Raw genomic sequence first — 16,904 nt, 5'->3', positions numbered from 1 at the left:
CGGGCCACCGGGCCCGAGGGGGCGCCGGCAGGGTGCCCACCCGTTGCGGGAGCGGCCCTGCCGACGACGCGGCGGTCAGGACCCCGACAGGGAGCGGGCGTAGTTGACCTGGTTGTTGATGTGCATGACCTGGCCGTGGTCGGTCACGGGGATGCGGGCCACGTACTGCCGCCCTCCGCTGGTGACCGTGATCTGCACGGTGCCGTGGTGCCGGGTCTCCTTGATCAGCAGGAAGAGCAGGCTGAAGATGGTGAGGCAGAAGAACCCGAGGATGGCGCAGACGATCGCCCAGGTGGCGACCTTCTCCTCCCGCTGCCAGTAGTCGGCGACGTGCCACTGCGCCCCGGCCAGGGGGAGCACGCCGGCCGGCGTACGGATCTCCGGCGGCAGCACCATGATCTCGCCGATCTGCACCGCCGCCCCGGGCGGCGCCGGCGGCGGGAAGCCCGCGTGCTGGTGGCCGGCGAAGGGCGCGCCGGGTGCCGGCATCGGCGGGTACGGCCCGGCCCGCAGGTCCGCCGGAGGGGCGGAGAACTGCCCGGCCGGAGGGGCGGAGAAGGGAGACGCGGGCGGTGCGGAGAACTGGCCGGCCGGGGGCGCGGAGAACGGGGGCGCCGACGGGGCGGTGAACGGGGACGCGGGCGGTGCGGAGAACTGGCTCGCAGCCGGGGCGGTGAACGGGGACGCGGGCGGTGCGGAGAACTGGCCCGCCGGTGGCGCGGGGTAGGGGGAGGCCGGCTCGGCGTCCGGCTCCACGGCGGTCGGCGGTGGCGTCGGCACGGCCTGGGCGTACGGGTCCGACGGGTCGGCGGAGACCGGGTACTGCGCCGTCGGGGCCGGGATCGGGGCCGGGGCCGTCGGCTCCGGAAGGCCCGGGTGGGGGCCGCTCGCCGGGGAGACCGGGATCGGGGCGGTGACCGGCGGGGCCGAGTAGGTGGTCGACCGGGGCGTCACCTCCCACGGATCGACGAACGGGTGCGTCTGCGCCGTCGGCTCCAAGGAGTGCGGCGGCTGCTCCTGCTGCGGTGTGGACGGCGACTCGGCCCGGTGTGGCGGCTGCGGCGGCTCGGCCTGATGCGACGGCGGGGTGGATTCAGGGGTCACCGCGACCCCCCACGGTTGTTGAGCACCCGGCGGACACTACAACTTTCCGTCGCGCTCCGGGAGCCGCCGATCGTCCGGCGGCGGGGGCCCGGCCGTGGGAGCCGGCGGGACGCAAGGCCGTCCGCTGGCCGGACGGAAGGATTGCTTGTGGTCGGGCAGCGGATCGCCCGCGGTCGGACGGAAGACCGTCGCCGCGGTGGCGCGGTCCAACCGGCGAGACTCATGATCCGTGAGACAGAACCCAGGAGTGAGCAGGCCGGGGCCGAGGGGTCAGGCCGGCGTGGGCTCGGCGGCCCGGTCGATCGGCGCGCTCGGCCCGTCCAGCCCGGCCATCCGGCGGGCCTCCCGGCGGGCCACCCAGCCATAGCCGAAGAGCGTCATGGCCGCGAAGAGCCACCACTGCACCACGTACCCGAGGTTCTGCCAGTTGTTGGTGTGCCCGATCGGCACCGCCCGGAACGCCGGGTCCGCCGCCGGGGTCTGCTCGTCGAGCAGGACGTACGCGCCGTAGACCGGGTACGGCAGCTCGCGGGCCAGCCCGGGCACGCCGACCCGGCGGGTCTCCAGCCGGCCCTCGCGCCGGTCGACGGCCCCGGCCTCGCTCTCGCTGGCGTGCACCCGGCCTACCACGGTCACCTCGCCGGTGGGCACCGCCGGGAGCTGCGGCTGGGCCATGGCCCCGCCCGGGGCGGGCGGTATCCAGCCCAGATCCACCAGCACGGCGCTGCCGTCGGCGAGGCGCAGCGGGGTGACCACCTCGAAGCCGACCCGGCGGTCGACGGTGCGGCCGCGTACCAGGACGATGTTCTCGGTGTCGTACCGCCCGGTCGCGGTGACCCGGGTCCAGGTCGCCTCGTCGGCGGGGGCCGGGCCGGCGGTGTGGGGGCCGCCGGTCGGCGCGGGCACCTTCTCGGCCAGCGGCACGGGGGTCATGTGCTCGCTGGCGTCGATCCGCTCGTTGATCGCGGTCCGGCCCTCGTAGCGGTGCAGCTGCCAGTTGCCGAGCAGCACCATCACGGCTGCGGCGACCAGGGTCAGCGCGAGGATGCCCAGCCAGCGCGGGGTCAGGAGGAACCGGTACACGCATCGAGGCTACCCGTATGACGGCCGCCACTGGCCGTGGCGGGCCGGGCCGGGGCCGCGCCTCAGCCGACGATCGCGTCCGACGGCGGGGTGAACTGGCGGGTGGGCTGGCCCTTGAGGCCGTCGCGCAGGGTCTGGGCCACGGCGACGATCGGCACCTGGGACTGGCCGTCGCCCACCGCGTTGAACGGGTTGTCGGGGTCGGCGATGAAGCTCGCCGCCGCCAGCTCCGGGGTGTATCCGACGAACCAGGCCGAGCGGGTGCTGTCCGTGGTGCCGGTCTTGCCGGCCACCGGCCGCCCCACGGTGCCCCGGACGCTGTCCGCCGTCGACCAGCCGCCGCAGCTTCCCTTCGCCGGGGTGTCCCCGGTCGGGCAGCGCGCCGCGTCGGTGGCGGCGCGGGCCGCGTCCGCGGCGACCACCTGCCGGCAGCGCGGCTTGGCGACCTCCCGCTCGATCCCGCCGGCCGTGCGGTACGTCGTCGGGGTGCCGTCCCGGTTGCTGATCGACTGCACCGGCAGCGCCTCGCAGTAGCGCCCGTCGGCGGCGATCGCGGCGTAGGCGTTCGCCATCTCCAGCGGGGTGGCGTCGGAGACGCCCAGGGTGAACGCGCCCCACTGCTTGGCCTTGCCCGGCGAGGCGTGCTCCCGGTCGACGTCGGTGCGCCAGCGCAGGCCGAGCTGCTCGGCGAGCCGGACCCCCGCGTCCGCCCCGATCTTCTCCTCCAACTGCACGAAGTAGGTGTTCACCGACTTGCCGAACCCGGACCACATGGTCTGCCGGCCGGTCATGGCGGCGCTGGCGTTCGACGGCGACCACCCGTCGTACACCGGTGACCGGTAGCGGTAGGGCGAGTCGTAGGCGGTGGAGAGCGGCATCCCGGCGTTGAGCGCGGCCAGCATCGGGAACATCTTGAACGTCGAGCCGGCCTGGTACCCGGCGAGCTCGCCGCCGCCGAGCAGCGGCGCCACCGTGTTGGGGAAGTTCGCCTTCACCTTCGGCCCCGCCTCGGGGTTGGAGCTGGGCTGGTTGTCGGCGACGTCCAGCGAGTACGTCCGGTTGACCGCCATCGCCTTGACTCGCCCGGTGCCGGGTTCGGCGACCACGATGCCGTTGGCGAACGGGCTGCCGGTGTTCTCCTTGGCCCCGACGTTCTTCTCGGCCGCCTCCTGGATCTTCGGGTCGACGCTCAGCACGATCCGGTAGCCGCCCCGACGGAGCTTGTCCATCCGTTCCAGCCGGTTCTCGCCGAACGCCGGCTGCGAGCTCCACCAGTTCTTCAGGTAGTCGCAGGCGAAGCCCCAGGTGTTGTACTGCTCGGGCAGCGCGGCGCAGTCGTTGGGCGGGTCGGTCAGCCGCAGCCGGATCGGCTCGGCCTTCGCCGTCGCCGCCGCGTCGGGGGAGAGGTAGCCGAGCTGGGACATCCGGTCCAGCACGTAGTTGCGTCGCCCGGTGGCGTCCTTCTGGTCGGAGGTCACCGGGTCGTACTCGGAGGGGGACTTGACCAGGCCGGCGAGGGTGGCCGCCTCCCCCGGGGTGAGCGTGGCCGGCGTCTTGGAGAAGAAGATCTGCGCGGCGGCGTAGATGCCGTAGGCGCGGTGGCCGAAGTACGCGGAGTTCAGGTAGCGCTCCAGAATCTGGTCCTTGCTCAGCTCCTTCTCCACGTCCAGGGCCATCCGCATCTCCTTGACCTTGCGCAGGCTGGTCTGCTGGGTGGCCTCCTGGACCTCCTTCGGGGTCTGGGCGCTGTCTCGCAGGGCCATCCGGACGAACTGCATGGTCAGCGTCGACGCGCCCTGGGAGACCCCGCCGGAGCGGGAGTTGGCCACGAAGGCGCGGGCGACGCCCTTCGGGTCGACGCCGTGGTGCTGGTAGAAGCGGCTGTCCTCGGCGGCGACGATGGCCTGCTGGACGTTCGGGGACATGTCCGACAGCTTCGTGTAGCGCCGGTACTCCTCGTAGAACATCGTCAGCACGGTCCGGCCGTCCGGCGCGTACAGGTACGAGGTCTCGGCGGGCAGCGCGGTGCGCAGGATGTCCGTCTTCTGCTGCACGGCGTGCGCGGTGGCCTTGGCCCCGAGGCCGGTGAGGGCGGCCACCGGATAGAGGGCTCCGGCGATCACGATGCCGGCGATCAGCCCGGCGCGCAGGAGAGGGACGAGACGGCCAACGCCAGCAAGAGGTCGGGTGCTCACAGGGTCAAGCTATGACATTTCAGTACCAATAATGAGAAGAACTCGTGAACTGGCGGGATGCCCGGCGGGTGGTGACGCGGCCCACGCCGGGATGCGTTGTCCCGCGTGGCGGCTTCCCGGCAGGATCGCGGACATGCGCGCTCAGCCGGTCCCGACCCCTGCCGCCGGCAACGCCCCCACGCGCCCGGCTCGCCCCGCCGGGGACACGCACCCCACGCCCGCCGGCAGCGCCCCCACGCGCCCGGCTTTCCCCGCCGGGGACACTCCGACGGGCCCGGCCGACGCCGGGCCGGACCTGCGCCACCACGGGGACGCCGAGGTCGGCGGCGGCCTGGTCGACCTCGCGGTCAACGTGCGCCGGGCCCCGATGCCGGACTGGTTGGCCGGCCCGATCACCGCCGCGCTGGGCGAGCTGGCCGCGTACCCGGATCCCCGGCCGGCGCGCGCCGCCGTCGCCGCCCGGCACCGCCGACCCCCGCAGGAGGTGCTGCTGACCGCCGGGGCGGCCGAGGGCTTCGTGCTGCTGGCCCGCGCGCTGACCGGGGCCCGCCGTCCGGTGGTCGTGCACCCGCAGTTCACCGAGCCGGAGGCCGCGCTGCGGGCCGCCGGGCACGCCGTCGAGCGGGTGCTGCTCGACCCGGCGCAGGACTTCCGGCTCGACCCCGCGCGGATCCCCGCCGACGCCGACCTCGTCATGATCGGCAACCCGACCAACCCCACCTCGGTGCTGCACCCGGCCGCCGACCTCGCCGCGCTGGCCCGCCCCGGCCGGGTGCTCGTGGTCGACGAGGCGTTCGCCGACACCACCGCCGCGCCGGGCGTCGCTGGCGAGCCGGAGTCCCTGGCCACCCGGCGCGACCTGCCCGGCCTGGTCGTGGTCCGCAGCCTCACCAAGACCTGGGGGCTGGCCGGGCTGCGGATCGGCTACCTGCTCGGCGAGGCCCCGCTGCTGGCCCGGCTCGCCGAGGCCCAGCCGCTCTGGGCGGTCTCCACCCCGGCGCTCGCCGCCGCCACCGCCTGCGCGTCCCCGGCCGCCGTCGCGGCCGAGCGCGCCATCGCCGCGGAGCTCGCCGCCGACCGCGACCACCTGGTCGCCCGCCTGTCGGCCCTACCCGGGGTACGCGTCGCGGGCCGCCCGGCCAGCGCCTTCGTCCTCGTGCACCACCCCGGCGCGGCCGAGCTGCGCCAGCGCCTGCGCGAGCGCGGCTGGGCGGTACGCCGGGGCGACACCTTCCCCGGCCTCGGCCCCGACTGGCTGCGGGTGGCCGTCCGCGACCGGGCCACCACCGACGCGTTCACCGAGGCGCTCGCGCAGACCCTGGAGGCATCATGATCGAGGCCACGATCGCGGCGATCCGGCCGCTCGACGAGGCGGCCATGGTCGCCGCCGGGGAGCTGCACGGACGGCTCACCAAGCCGGCCGGCTCGCTGGGTGCCCTGGAGGAGCTCTCCGTCCGGCTCGCCGGCCTGGCCCGGGTCTGCCCCCCGCCGATCCCCGAGCCGGCCGCCGTGGCGATCTTCGCCGGCGACCACGGCGTGCACGCCCAGCGGGTGACCCCCTGGCCGCAGGAGGTCACCGCGCAGATGATCGGCAACTTCCTGGCCGGCGGGGCGGTGGTCAACGCGTTCGCCCGGCAGGCCGGCGCCTCGGTCACCGTGGTCGACGTCGGCGTCGCCACCGCGCTGCCGGCGCCCACGCCCACCGACGGGCCGGCGCATCCCGCGGCCCCGCCGGCCCCCGCCGGGATCCCCGCCGCCCGGCCGGCCCCCGGTGGGTTCCCGGCCGCCGCCGCGCCCCGACTGGTGTCGGCGAACGTGCGGCGTGGGACCCGGGACCTCGCCGTCACCGCCGCCCTGACCCGCGACGAGGCCCGGGCCGCCGTGGAGACCGGCATCCGGATCGCCCGCGAGCTGATCGACGCCGGGGCCGGCATCCTGATCACCGGCGACATGGGCATCGGCAACACCACCCCCGCCGCCGCGCTCGTCGCCGCCTTCACCGGCGTCGACGCGGCCGAGGCGACCGGCCGGGGCACCGGGGCGGACGACCCGACGTACGCAAGGAAGATCGAGGTGGTCCGGGCGGCGCTGGCCCGGCACGCCCCCGACCCGGCCGACCCGCTGGGGGTGCTCGCCGCCGTCGGCGGCCTGGAGCACGCCGCCCTGACCGGGCTGATCCTCGGCGCCGCCGCCCGGCGCGTCCCGGTGCTGCTCGACGGGGTGATCGCGGTCAGCGCCGCGCTCGCCGCCGCCGCGTTCGCCCCGGACGCCGTGGGCGCGATGGTCGCCGGGCACCGGTCCGTCGAGCCGGGTGCCACGGCCGCGCTGCGCCACCTCGGGCTCGACCCGCTGCTCGACCTCGGGCTGCGCCTCGGCGAGGGCACCGGTGCGCTGCTCGCCCTGCCGGTGGTCACCGGCGCGGTCCGGGTGCTGCACGAGGTCGCGACCTTCGACTCGGCCGGGGTGGCCGAGAAGTGAGCAACCCGTACCCGCTCGGGCTGCGGCTGGAGGGTCGGCGGGTGGTCGTGGTGGGCGGGGGAGCGGTGGCCACCCGGCGGGTGCCGGCGCTGCTCGACGCCGGCGCGGACGTCGTGGTCGTCGCGCCGGAGCTGACGCCGGCCCTGCGCGCCCACGCCGACGCCGCCCGGCTGCGCTGGGTGCCGCGCCGCTTCGTCCCCGCCGACCTCGACGACGCGTGGCTGGTGCAGGTCGCCGTCGACGATCCGCAGGCCGGGGCGGCGGTCAGCGCGGCCGCCACGCAGCGCCGGATCTTCTGCGTCCGCGCCGACGACCGGCATGCCGCCAGCGCCTGGACCCCGGCGGTCACCCGGCACGGCCCGGTCACCGTCGCGGTCCTCGGCGGCGGCGACCCGCGCCGCGCCATCGCCGTCCGCGACGCCGTCCGGGCCCTGCTGGGCGCGGGCGAGGGTGCCCCGCCGCCGCCCGCCGAGGGGGCCGACCCGCAGGTACGGGGGCCGGCACTCGGCCGGGTGGCGCTGGTCGGGGCCGGGCCGGGCGACCCCGAGCTGATCACCGTGCGGGGTTGGCGGCTGCTCACCGAGGCCGACGTGGTGGTCGCCGACCGGCTGGTGCCCGGCCTGCTCCTCGACGAGCTGCGCCCCGGGGTCGAGCTGGTGGACGCCGCGAAGATCCCCTACGGGCCGTCGCGGGCCCAGGAGGAGATCAACCGCATCCTCGTCGACCGGGCCCTGGGCGGCGCGTCCGTGGTCCGGCTCAAGGGCGGCGACCCGTACGTCTTCGGCCGGGGCGGCGAGGAACTGCTGGCCTGCGCGGCGGCCGGGGTGCCGGTGACCGTGGTCCCCGGGGTGACCAGCGCGATCGCCGCCCCGGCGGCGGCCGGCATCCCGGTCACCCAGCGGGCGGTGGCGCACGAGTTCACCGTGGTCTCCGGGCACCTGGCACCCGACTCGCCGGCCTCCCTGGTGCGCTGGGACGCCCTCGCCGGGCTGCGCGGCACGCTGGTGATCCTGATGGGCCTGAAGAACCTGGCCGCGATCACCGCGACGCTGCGCGCGCACGGCCGCCCCGGTGGGACCCCGGCCGCCGTCGTGCAGGAGGGGACGACCGGCGGGCAGCGGGTGCTCCGCTCGACGCTCGACGCGGTCGCCGCCGACGCGGTCGCCGCCGGGCTCCGCCCGCCGGCCGTGGTGGTCGTCGGCGACGTGGTCGGCGCGCTCGACGGCTGAGCCCGGCCGGGTCGCAACGACGGACGGCCGCAGCGGTGTGCTCCGCTGCGGCCGCCCGTCGACGGTGCTGATCAGGCGCGGTTGTTGACGCTCACCGGCCAGGAGCCGGTGGGCGGCGACCAGCCCTGCAGCGAGGCGGGGATGCCGACCCGGGTGTTGCAGTTGATGATCTGGAAGTGCAGGTGCGCGCCGGTGGCGTTGCCGGTGGCGCCCGACGAACCGATGACCCGGCCCTGCGGGACCCAGTCGCCGGTGTTGTAGATCGCCTGGTTCAGGTGGATGTAGTGGCTGCACTGGCCGTTCGAGTGCCGGATCATCACCTCGATGCCGTTGCCCGGGTACACCGACCAGTCGGAGATCAGGACGGTGCCCGCCTGCACGGCGGAGACCTCGTACCAGGCCGGGAGGCCGAAGTCCCAGGCGTACTCGTTGTAGGGGCCGACGTGCGAGTAGGTGCCCTCCGGCCCCTGGGTGACCCGGTAGGACTCGCCGGCCGGGTAGGGCAGCTCGTAGTAGTAGTCCACGGCCGAGGCCGGCGTGGGCCCGGCGAGCACGACACCGGCGGCCACCAGCAGGGCGCTCACCGCCGCACCCGCCCCACGCAGGGTCTTCGTCAACCTCTTCACTGCGGCGTCTCCATCTCTCGCACCAAATGGATGTCTGGCTTCGTCGATGTCGACGCCGCCCATCCGCAGCTAACAGCGGTCGACAGATGAGTGTCAATTTACTGCGCTGGTTACTGGGGTCGGGCAGGGGTCGGGCGCGGCGGCGGATGCGACGACGGCCGGAGACGCGTGGTCTCCGGCCGCCGTCGTGCGTCAGCTCAGTGCTTCAGCATGTTGTCCAGCAGCAGGGCGCAGCGGATCAGGCCGAGGTGGCTGTACGCCTGCGGGTGGTTGCCCAGCCCGCGCTCGGCCAGCGGGTCGTACTGCTCGGGGAGCAGCCCCGTCGGGCCCGCCGTGTCGATCATCTGGGTGAAGAGCTCCTCCGCGTCGGTGCGCCGACCGGTGCGCAGGTACGCCTCGATCAGCCACGCCGTGCAGATGTGGAAGCCGCCCTCGCGGCCGGGCAGGCCGTCGTCCCAGTGGTACCGGTAGACGACCGGACCGCTGCGCAGGTCCGCCTCGATCTTCAGCACCGTGGAGAGGAAGCGCGGGTCGTCGCCCGGGAGCAGCCCGGAAAGGCCGATCCAGAGCGACGAGGCGTCCATCTCCTCGTTGCCGTAGGCGACGCTGTACGCCTGCACATCCTCGTGCCAGCCGTGCTCCAGCACGTTGGCGCCGATGCGGTCGCGCAGCTGCACCCACTCCTCGCGGTCCTCCCCGCCGTGCTGGCGCACCACGTGCAGCGCCCGGTCGACGGTCATCCAGCACATCACCTTCGAGAAGATGTGGTGCCGGGGAGGAAGCCGGGCCTCCCAGATGCCGTGGTCGGGCTCGTGCCAGCGACGGCGCACCGCCTCGACCATGTTCTCCAGCACCCGCCACTCGTCCTCGCGGACCGAGCCCCGGGCGTCGGCGACGGCGGCGATCAGGTCGGCGATCGGGCCGAAGACGTCGAGCTGGAGCTGGTGGTTGGCCAGGTTGCCGACCCGTACGGGCCGGGAGCCGGCGTAGCCGGGCAGGGTGTCGATGACCGCCTCGGCGCCCAACTCGTACCCGTCGACCGTGTAGAGCGGGTGCAGCCGCTCGGGGTGCCCGCCGGTGCGCTCGATGCAGCCGTCGACCCAGCGCAGCAGCCCCTCGGCCTCCTCGGTGGAACCGAGGTCCACCAGCGCCCGCGCGGTCATCGCCGCGTCGCGCAGCCAGCAGTACCGGTAGTCCCAGTTGCGCACGCCGCCCAGTTCCTCCGGCAGCGAGGTGGTCGCCGCGGCGAGGATCGACCCGGTCGCCTCGTGGCAGAGCCCGCGCAGGGTCAGGGCGCTGCGGGCGACCAGGTCCCGGGCGGTGTTGGGCAGCCGCAGCGAGGCCACCCAGTCCTTCCACGGCTGCTCGGCGGCGGCCTGCCGTTCGTGCACGGGCAGCCGGTGGTGCTCCAGGCTCTGCGTGCTGAACCGCAGCTCCAGCACCACCTGCCCGCCGGCGGCGGAGAGGTCCACGACGGCCTTGGCCGTCTCGTACCCCCCGTCGCTGCTGACCGTCCACTGCACGCCGGGGGAGTAGAGCGCCGCCGGCTCGTTGGAGCCGAGCACGAGCAGGCCGTCCTCGGCCGGCTGGAGCTGGGTGGCCACCTGCCCGAACTCGGGCCGGGGGGCGAACTCCACCCGGACCCGCCCCGAGCCGGTGAGCACCCGGACCAGGGTCGAGTCGCCGGTGACGACCGCCGGCCCGTCCGGGGTGGTCTCCGCCGCCGGCTTGTCCAGCCAGTCGGTGACCGTGAGGCCCGACCAGCGGGTCTCCACGGTCATCGTGCCGGAGCGGTAGCGCTGCCCGAGCGGGATGCCGCCGCGCTCGGGGGAGACGCTGAAGTGCCCGGCGGGGCTGCCGCCGACCAGGTCGGCGAAGATCGCCGCCGAGTCCGGCTTGGGGTGGCAGAGCCAGGTGACCTTGGCGTCGGGGGTGAGCAGCGCGACCGTACGGCCGTTGGAGAGCATCGAGTGCCGCTCGATCGGCACGGCCCGCTCGCCGAAGAGCCAGTGCCGTCGGGTCTCCAGCAGCAGGCCGAGGGCGCGGGCGGCCTCGATCGGCTCGGTGACCCGGTAGCCGGCCTTGGTGTCGCCGAGCCCGATCTTGATGCCGACGTCCGGGCCGCTGAGGTTGCCGAAGGCGTTCTCGTCGGTGACGTCGTCGCCGATGAAGAGCACCGCGCTGGCCGAGAGCTGCGCACGGAGCTGGTCGACGGCGGTGCCCTTGTGGGTCGCCACCACCGACAGCTCGATGACCTCCTTGCCCCGGGTGACGGTGACGCCGTCCCAGGTGGCGGGGCCCTTGTTGACGGCCTCGGCGGCGGAGGCGGCCACCTGCGGGTCGAGCCCGCGGGTGTGCACCGCCACGCTGGCCGGCTTGCGCTCCAGCCGGACGCCCGGGTGGGTGTTGGCGATCTCCCGCAGCGCCTCGCGCAACCGGCTGCGCACGGCGACCAGCTCGGGGGAGAGCCGCTCGACGAAGCCGATGTCGAACTCGGAGCCGTGGCTGCCGACGAGGTGCACCTCGCTGGGGAGCCGGGAGAGCGCGGCCAGGTCGCGCAGCGCCCGGCCGGAGACCACGGCCACCGTGGTCTGCGGCAGCGCGGCGAGCGCCCGGACGGCCGCGACCGACTCGGGCAGCGGCACGGCCTTGCTCGGGTCCTCTACGATCGGCGAGAGGGTGCCGTCGTAGTCACAGGCGACGAGGAGCTGGGGGACCCGGGCGATTCGCCCGATGGCCGCCCGCAGCTCGGGATCCAACGTTCCCGCGGCCGAGACCGCTCCGTCGTGGACGGACGTGTTCACGCAGCCTCCGAATCAGGTACACCGAGCTCGGTGAGGAAAGACTTCGCCCAGTGCCCCACGTCGTGGGTGCGCAGGTGCCGCTGCATGACCCGCATGCGTCGGCGGGCTTCGGGCTTCTCGACATGCACTGCCTTGAGCAACGCGTCCTTGACCGCGTCGGGGTCGTGCGGATTACACAAAAACGCCTGGCGCAGCTCGGTGGCTGCGCCGGCGAACTCACTGAGCACGAGCGCGCCACCCAGGTCGGCGCGCGATGCGACGTACTCCTTGGCCACTAGATTCATTCCGTCTCGAAGGGGGGTCACCATCATCACGTCGGCGGCCACGTACATCGCCGCCAGTTCACTGCGACTGTACGACTGATGCAGGTAGTGCACCGCAGGCACGCCCACCCTTCCGAACTCGCCGTTGATCCGGCCGACCTCACGCTCCACCTTGACGCGAAGTGCCTGGTAGTGCTCGACCCGCTCCCGGCTCGGCGTGGCGACCTGGACCATGACCGCGTCGGGCACGCTGAGCTTGCCGTCGGCCAGCAGCTCCCGGAAGGCCTTGAGCCGAAGCTCGATGCCCTTGGTGTAGTCCAGCCGGTCGACGCCCAGGATGATCGTCTTGGGGTTGCCCAGCTCCTCGCGGATCTGCTTGGCCCGCGCCTGGATCGACGGGTCCTCGGCCAGCCGCTCCATCTCCTTGGTGTCGATCGAGATGGGGAAGGCGCCGGCCTTCACCTGACGGCCGTCAACCTGGATCATCTGCCCCTCGTAGCGCAGCCCGAGCAGGTGCCGGGCCAGCCGGACGAAGTTCTGCGCGGCCAGCCGCTGCTGGAAGCCGACCAGGTCCGCGCCGAGCAGCCCGCGCAGGATCTCGGCGCGGAACGGCATCTGCATGAACAGCTCGATCGGCGGGAACGGGATGTGCAGGAAGAAGCCGATCCGCAGGTCGGGGCGGAGCTCGCGGAGCATCGCCGGCACCAGCTGGAGCTGGTAGTCCTGCACCCAGACCGTCGCGCCCTCGGCCGCGACCTCCGCCGCGGCCTCCGCGAACCGCGCGTTGACCAGCCGGTACGCCTCGCGCCAGCGGCGCTTGTACGCCGGGGTCTCCACGGCGTCGTGGTAGAGCGGCCAGATCGTCGCGTTCGACTGGCCCTCGTAGTAGCGCTCCAACTCCTCGGCGCTCAGCGGCACCGGGTGCAGCCGGATCCCCTCCAGGTCGAACGGCTCGGGGGCGGCGCCGGTGCCACCGGCCCAGCCGACCCAGGTGCCCTGCTGTTCGACGAGGACGGGGTGCAACGCGGTGACCAGGCCGCCGGGGCTGCGGCGCCACTGCCGTCCCTCGGGGGTGTTCACCTCGTCGACCGGTAGTCGGTTCGCCACTACGACAAAGGAACTACGGACGGTCACGATCGGCCACCTCCGGGTGCTGACGGGTCCACCGCGTTCGAGCGTACTGAGCGTAGCCGCGGCCTCTGATGCCCCGTGTCGCAGTTACCTACCCGTCCCACGAATGCCGAACCGTGAAGGCCGTCACGCTGGTCACGGCCGCCTCAGAGGTCGATGACCGGCCATTCCTTCGGCAGCACCTCGCCCAGCAGTTCACGCCGATCGGTCATGATCGGCACGAGGGGGTGGATCGCCGCGTCCATGGCCAGCTGGGCCAGGTCCATCCGCTCGTCCATCCGTCGCGACCAGCCGCCGAGGAAGCTGCACATCTCCGCCTCGACCGGCGTGACACGGACGTGCGGCAGGGTGGCGAGCACCTCCAGCAACTCCCACTGGGTGGGCGTCGCCTGCTGGTGCGCCCCGGCGAGACAGAGGGCCGGAACGAGGACGTTCATGCCGTGATCGGCGGTCTCCGCGATCCGATGACCGACGTCGAGGTCGGTCGACGAGTAGGCCAACAGGGCGGCGGTGTCCAGGGCGAGGCCGAAGGCCGTCACCGGCGGGCCTTCGCGCGAGCTGCCAGGACCTTGGCCTCCAACTCGGCGGCCTGTTCCCGTAGCTCGGGCGTGATGCCCGCACTGATCTGCTCGCGCTCGGCGTGGGCTCGTGCCACGCCGGCCTCCGTGACGGCGAAGCCGCTCCGCCGCAGGATCTCCCGGGTACGCTCCCCGGCCACCCGCCGCCGTAGCGCCTCCGCCACGTAGGCCGAGACGTTGGGTTCCTCCCTGAGCCGGGCGGCGAGCTCGTCGGGCAGGCTGACAGTGATCTTTTTTGTCATACCCAAAACCGTAATTCGCCTTACCGGTCGGGTCAACGCGGCCCGCCGGCGTGCTCCCGGGGCGGGGTGATGTGGGTGCGGCGGGCCGTACCTGTCAGGATTGAGGATGGCCTGCGGTGTGGCCGGCCCCCGGCCGGCGGCGGCCAGCGGCAACCGGAGCCCGCGCCGCACCCGCACCCCGCAAGCTCCGAGATCATCCACCAACGGAGGTAGCCCACACCGTGGCCCAGTACATCTACGTCCTGGAAAAGGCGCGCAAGGCGCACGGCGACAAGGTCGTGCTCGACAACGTGACGCTGAGCTTCCTGCCGGGCGCCAAGATCGGTGTGGTCGGCCCGAACGGCGCCGGTAAGTCCAGCCTGCTCAAGATCATGGCAGGGCTGGACCGGCCGAGCAACGGCGAGGCCCGGCTGATGCCCGGCTACACCGTCGGCATGCTCGCCCAGGAGCCCCCGCTCAACGAGGCCAAGACCGTCCTCGGCAACGTCGAGGAGGCGGTCGCCGGCACCAAGGCGAAGCTGGAGCGGTTCAACTCCATCGCCGAGCAGATGGCCACCGACTACTCCGACGAGCTGATGGAGGAGATGGGCAAGCTCCAGGAGGAGCTCGACCACCTCGACGCCTGGGACATCGACTCCAAGCTCGAACTGGCCATGGACGCGCTGCGCTGCCCGCCGCCGGACGCCGACGTGACCCAGCTCTCCGGTGGCGAGCGCCGCCGGGTGGCGCTGTGCAAGCTGCTGCTGGAGGCCCCCGACCTGCTGCTGCTCGACGAGCCCACCAACCACCTGGACGCGGAGAGCGTCTCCTGGCTGGAGCAGCACCTGGCCAAGTACCCCGGCACCGTCATGGCGATCACCCACGACCGGTACTTCCTGGACAAGGTGGCCGGCTGGATCCTGGAGCTCGACCGGGGCCGGGCCATCGGCTACGAGGGCAACTACTCCACCTACCTGGAGAAGAAGGCCGCCCGGCTGGCCGTCGAGGGCCGCCGCGACGCCAAGATGAAGAAGCGCCTCACCGAGGAACTGGAGTGGGTGCGCTCCAACGCCAAGGCGCGGCAGACCAAGTCCAAGGCCCGCCTCGACCGGTACGACGAGATGGCCAACGAGGCGGAGAAGACCCGCAAGCTGGACTTCGAGGAGATCCAGATTCCGCCGGGCCCGCGTCTGGGCAGCACGGTCATCGAGGCGTCCCACCTCACCAAGGGCTTCGACGAGCGCATCCTGATCGACGACCTGTCGTTCACGATGCCGCGCAACGGCATCGTCGGCATCATCGGCCCCAACGGCGTCGGCAAGACCACGCTGTTCAAGACCATCGTCGGGCTCGAGCAGCCGACCAGCGGCGAGGTCCGGGTCGGCCCGACGGTCTCCCTGTCGTACGTCGACCAGAACCGGCAGGGCCTCGACGGCGACAAGACCGTCTGGGAGGTCGTCTCCGACGGCCTGGACTACCTGATGGTGGGCAAGGTCGAGATGCCCTCGCGGGCCTACATCGCGGCCTTCGGGTTCAAGGGGCCGGACCAGCAGAAGCCGACCAAGGTGCTCTCCGGCGGCGAGCGCAACCGGCTCAACCTGGCGCTGACGCTGAAGATCGGCGGCAACGTCATCCTGCTCGACGAGCCGACCAACGACCTGGACGTGGAGACCCTCTCCAGCCTGGAGAACGCGCTGCTGGAGTTCCCCGGCTGCGCCGTGGTCATCTCCCACGACCGGATGTTCCTCGACCGGGTCGCCACGCACATCCTGGCCTGGGAGGGCGACGACCAGGACCCGGCGAAGTGGTTCTGGTTCGAGGGCAACTTCGAGGCGTACGAGAAGAACAAGGTCGAGCGGCTCGGTGCCGAGGCGGCCCGTCCGCACCGGGTCACCTACCGCAAGCTGACCCGTGACTGACCGGTTCGTCTACCACTGCGCGCTGCGCTGGTCCGACCTGGACGCGTACGGCCACGTCAACAACTCGCGCTTCCTCACCCTGTACGAGGAGGCGCGGGTGGCGTTGATGTTCGCCGGCGGCCGGGCGTGGGGGGTGGGCTCGCTCGCCGACGGGGTGGTCATCCGCCGGCACGAGGTCGACTACCTGCGCCCGGTCGACTACGCCCTGGGCCGGGCCACGGCCGAGGCGGCACCGACCGTGCGCATCGAGCTGTGGGTGGAGGAGATCCGGGCCTCCCGGTTCACCGTCGGCTACGAGTTGTACGACGGCGACACCCTGGCCAGCACCGCCCGGTCGGTGCTGGTCCCGTTCGACCTGGTCGCCAAGCGTCCCCGGCGGATCACCGACGAGGAGCGGGCCTTCCTGCTGGCGTACGCCCCGGCGGTCGGGCCGATCGGGGCATCGGCGTGAGCGACGCCCCGGCGCGGCCGCGCGGGGCCGGTGCGGGCGGCGGCGGGCACGGGCTGACCGGGGTGGCCGACGCGGGCGCCTTCCTGGCCCGGCTGGTCCGGCTCGACCCGGCGGCCCTGGTCCGGCTCCGCCCGGCCGGCGCGGCCGGCGGGGTCGGTCGCACGGCGCTCTGGGCCCGGCTGCCGTGGGGCGTGCTGGCCGTCCGGACGGTGGACGGGGCCGGCTGCGGCGACGTGACGGTCGCCGCCCGGGAGCTGCTGGCCGGGCTGGGGGCCGGGGAGGCCGCCCTGCCGGCCCGGCGGGACGCGCAGTGGCGCTGGCCGCTGCCGCCGCCGACGAGCCGGGCGGTGGAGACGCTGCCGGCCGGGGAGCTGTGGCGGACGGCCGAGGCGGCGGCGGGGACGCTGCGGGAGGCCGCCGCGCATGGGGTGGCCGGCCGGGCGGTGGGGCAGCGGGCGCTGCGGGACGCCCTGCTCGACCACGTGGCGGTGGTGGTCACCCCGGACGATCCGCCCGGACCGCCGGTCGAGATCGCCCAGCGACTGATCCAGGGGTTGATCCGGATGGGCCTGCTGGGTCGCCCCGGCGACCACACCGCGTCGGCCGCGTCCGGAGTGGACGTCGGTGACGTCCAGGTTCGGGTGACTGGCCGATGGGTCAGTCTGGTGGGACCATATGGAGCCGTATGGTCGCAGAAGGTTGCGGACCTGGCCGTCGCGCCGCTCGGGGCTCAGCCGAAAGGATGACCTGTGGTCGTTCTTCTGGGCCGGGGCTGCCGTTGGGGGGATGCTTCAACCCGGCTGTCCGGGTACCGTCCATCCT

The 16,904-nt window shown here is 73.7% G+C and carries 14 protein-coding genes; 6 read left to right on the top strand and 8 right to left on the bottom strand.

All coding sequences use genetic code 11. The features are described from left to right. Window positions 1-75 precede the first annotated feature (75 nt). From ACLQ2V_RS18830 to ACLQ2V_RS18820, 3 genes are all read right to left on the bottom strand, one after another. Window positions 76-1,104, bottom strand: a complete 1,029-nt coding sequence (locus tag ACLQ2V_RS18830; protein WP_425719822.1) for a hypothetical protein — start codon at window positions 1,102-1,104, stop codon at window positions 76-78. Window positions 1,105-1,374: 270 nt separating this feature from the next. After that, window positions 1,375-2,187: an SURF1 family protein gene (locus ACLQ2V_RS18825; protein WP_425719821.1), complete on the bottom strand. Its 813-nt coding sequence runs from the start codon at window positions 2,185-2,187 to the stop codon at window positions 1,375-1,377. A gap of 62 nt (window positions 2,188-2,249) precedes the next feature. After that, the gene (locus tag ACLQ2V_RS18820; protein WP_425719820.1) at window positions 2,250-4,382 is read right to left on the bottom strand and encodes a transglycosylase domain-containing protein; all 2,133 of its coding nucleotides are present in this window, start codon (window positions 4,380-4,382) and stop codon (window positions 2,250-2,252) included. A 133-nt stretch (window positions 4,383-4,515) separates the two neighbouring features. Between ACLQ2V_RS18820 and cobC the strand changes: the two genes are divergently transcribed. From cobC to cobA, 3 genes are read left to right on the top strand one after another with little or no spacing between them, the layout of a single operon-like run. Beyond that, window positions 4,516-5,715 carry an Rv2231c family pyridoxal phosphate-dependent protein CobC gene (gene cobC, locus ACLQ2V_RS18815; protein ID WP_425719819.1) on the top strand — a complete coding sequence of 400 codons (1,200 nt, stop codon included), beginning with the start codon at window positions 4,516-4,518 and terminating at the stop codon, window positions 5,713-5,715. Beyond that, a complete protein-coding gene (locus ACLQ2V_RS18810) occupies window positions 5,712-6,860 on the top strand; it encodes a nicotinate-nucleotide--dimethylbenzimidazole phosphoribosyltransferase (protein ID WP_425719818.1) in 1,149 nt (382 codons plus the stop codon). The genes cobC and ACLQ2V_RS18810 overlap by 4 nt, the downstream gene beginning before the upstream one ends. Further along, complete coding sequence (cobA, locus tag ACLQ2V_RS18805; RefSeq protein WP_425719817.1) at window positions 6,857-8,089, top strand: uroporphyrinogen-III C-methyltransferase; 1,233 nt, start codon at window positions 6,857-6,859, stop codon at window positions 8,087-8,089. Before ACLQ2V_RS18810 ends, cobA begins: the two co-directional genes overlap by 4 nt. A 71-nt stretch (window positions 8,090-8,160) precedes the next feature. Here cobA and ACLQ2V_RS18800 read toward each other — a convergent pair whose 3' ends face one another. From ACLQ2V_RS18800 to ACLQ2V_RS18780, 5 genes are all read right to left on the bottom strand, one after another. Then, the gene (locus ACLQ2V_RS18800; protein ID WP_425719816.1) at window positions 8,161-8,715 is read right to left on the bottom strand and encodes a M23 family metallopeptidase; all 555 of its coding nucleotides are present in this window, start codon (window positions 8,713-8,715) and stop codon (window positions 8,161-8,163) included. 197 nt (window positions 8,716-8,912) lie between these two features. Next, the gene (gene otsB, locus ACLQ2V_RS18795; RefSeq protein ID WP_425719815.1) at window positions 8,913-11,519 is read right to left on the bottom strand and encodes a trehalose-phosphatase; all 2,607 of its coding nucleotides are present in this window, start codon (window positions 11,517-11,519) and stop codon (window positions 8,913-8,915) included. Then, window positions 11,516-12,916, bottom strand: a complete 1,401-nt coding sequence (locus ACLQ2V_RS18790; protein WP_425719814.1) for an alpha,alpha-trehalose-phosphate synthase (UDP-forming) — start codon at window positions 12,914-12,916, stop codon at window positions 11,516-11,518. Before ACLQ2V_RS18790 ends, otsB begins: the two co-directional genes overlap by 4 nt. A gap of 143 nt (window positions 12,917-13,059) precedes the next feature. Beyond that, entirely contained in the window at window positions 13,060-13,452 is a 393-nt protein-coding gene (locus ACLQ2V_RS18785) for a hypothetical protein (protein WP_425719813.1), read from the bottom strand. Continuing rightward, complete coding sequence (locus ACLQ2V_RS18780; RefSeq protein WP_425719812.1) at window positions 13,449-13,733, bottom strand: hypothetical protein; 285 nt, start codon at window positions 13,731-13,733, stop codon at window positions 13,449-13,451. The genes ACLQ2V_RS18785 and ACLQ2V_RS18780 overlap by 4 nt, the downstream gene beginning before the upstream one ends. Window positions 13,734-13,954: 221 nt before the next feature. Between ACLQ2V_RS18780 and ettA the strand changes: the two genes are divergently transcribed. The 3 genes from ettA to ACLQ2V_RS18765 are packed head-to-tail and all read left to right on the top strand — an operon-like array spanning window position 13,955 to window position 16,828. Further along, on the top strand, window positions 13,955-15,631 hold the full coding sequence (gene ettA, locus ACLQ2V_RS18775) for an energy-dependent translational throttle protein EttA (protein WP_425719811.1): 1,677 nt from the start codon (window positions 13,955-13,957) through the stop codon (window positions 15,629-15,631). Beyond that, entirely contained in the window at window positions 15,624-16,082 is a 459-nt protein-coding gene (locus tag ACLQ2V_RS18770; RefSeq protein WP_425719810.1) for an acyl-CoA thioesterase, read from the top strand. The genes ettA and ACLQ2V_RS18770 overlap by 8 nt, the downstream gene beginning before the upstream one ends. After that, window positions 16,079-16,828 carry a hypothetical protein gene (locus tag ACLQ2V_RS18765; RefSeq protein WP_425719809.1) on the top strand — a complete coding sequence of 250 codons (750 nt, stop codon included), beginning with the start codon at window positions 16,079-16,081 and terminating at the stop codon, window positions 16,826-16,828. The genes ACLQ2V_RS18770 and ACLQ2V_RS18765 overlap by 4 nt, the downstream gene beginning before the upstream one ends. The last annotated feature ends 76 nt before the right edge of the window (window positions 16,829-16,904 follow it).

Origin of the sequence: Micromonospora sp. DT233 (assembly GCF_049841815.1) — a bacterium.
Classification (GTDB): domain Bacteria; phylum Actinomycetota; class Actinomycetes; order Mycobacteriales; family Micromonosporaceae; genus Micromonospora.
The sequence above is the reverse complement of the archived record's forward strand: the minus strand, read 5'-3'. Positions and strand labels throughout refer to the sequence as shown.

Bases quoted from the DNA above. Each gene is read 5' to 3' on its own strand.
- cobC (WP_425719819.1), top strand. From the start codon at position 4,516: ATGCGCGCTCAGCCGGTCCCGACCCCTGCCGCCGGCAACGCCCCCACG.
- ACLQ2V_RS18810 (WP_425719818.1), top strand. From the start codon at position 5,712: ATGATCGAGGCCACGATCGCGGCGATCCGGCCGCTCGACGAGGCGGCC.
- ACLQ2V_RS18780 (WP_425719812.1), bottom strand. From the start codon at position 13,733: ATGACAAAAAAGATCACTGTCAGCCTGCCCGACGAGCTCGCCGCCCGG.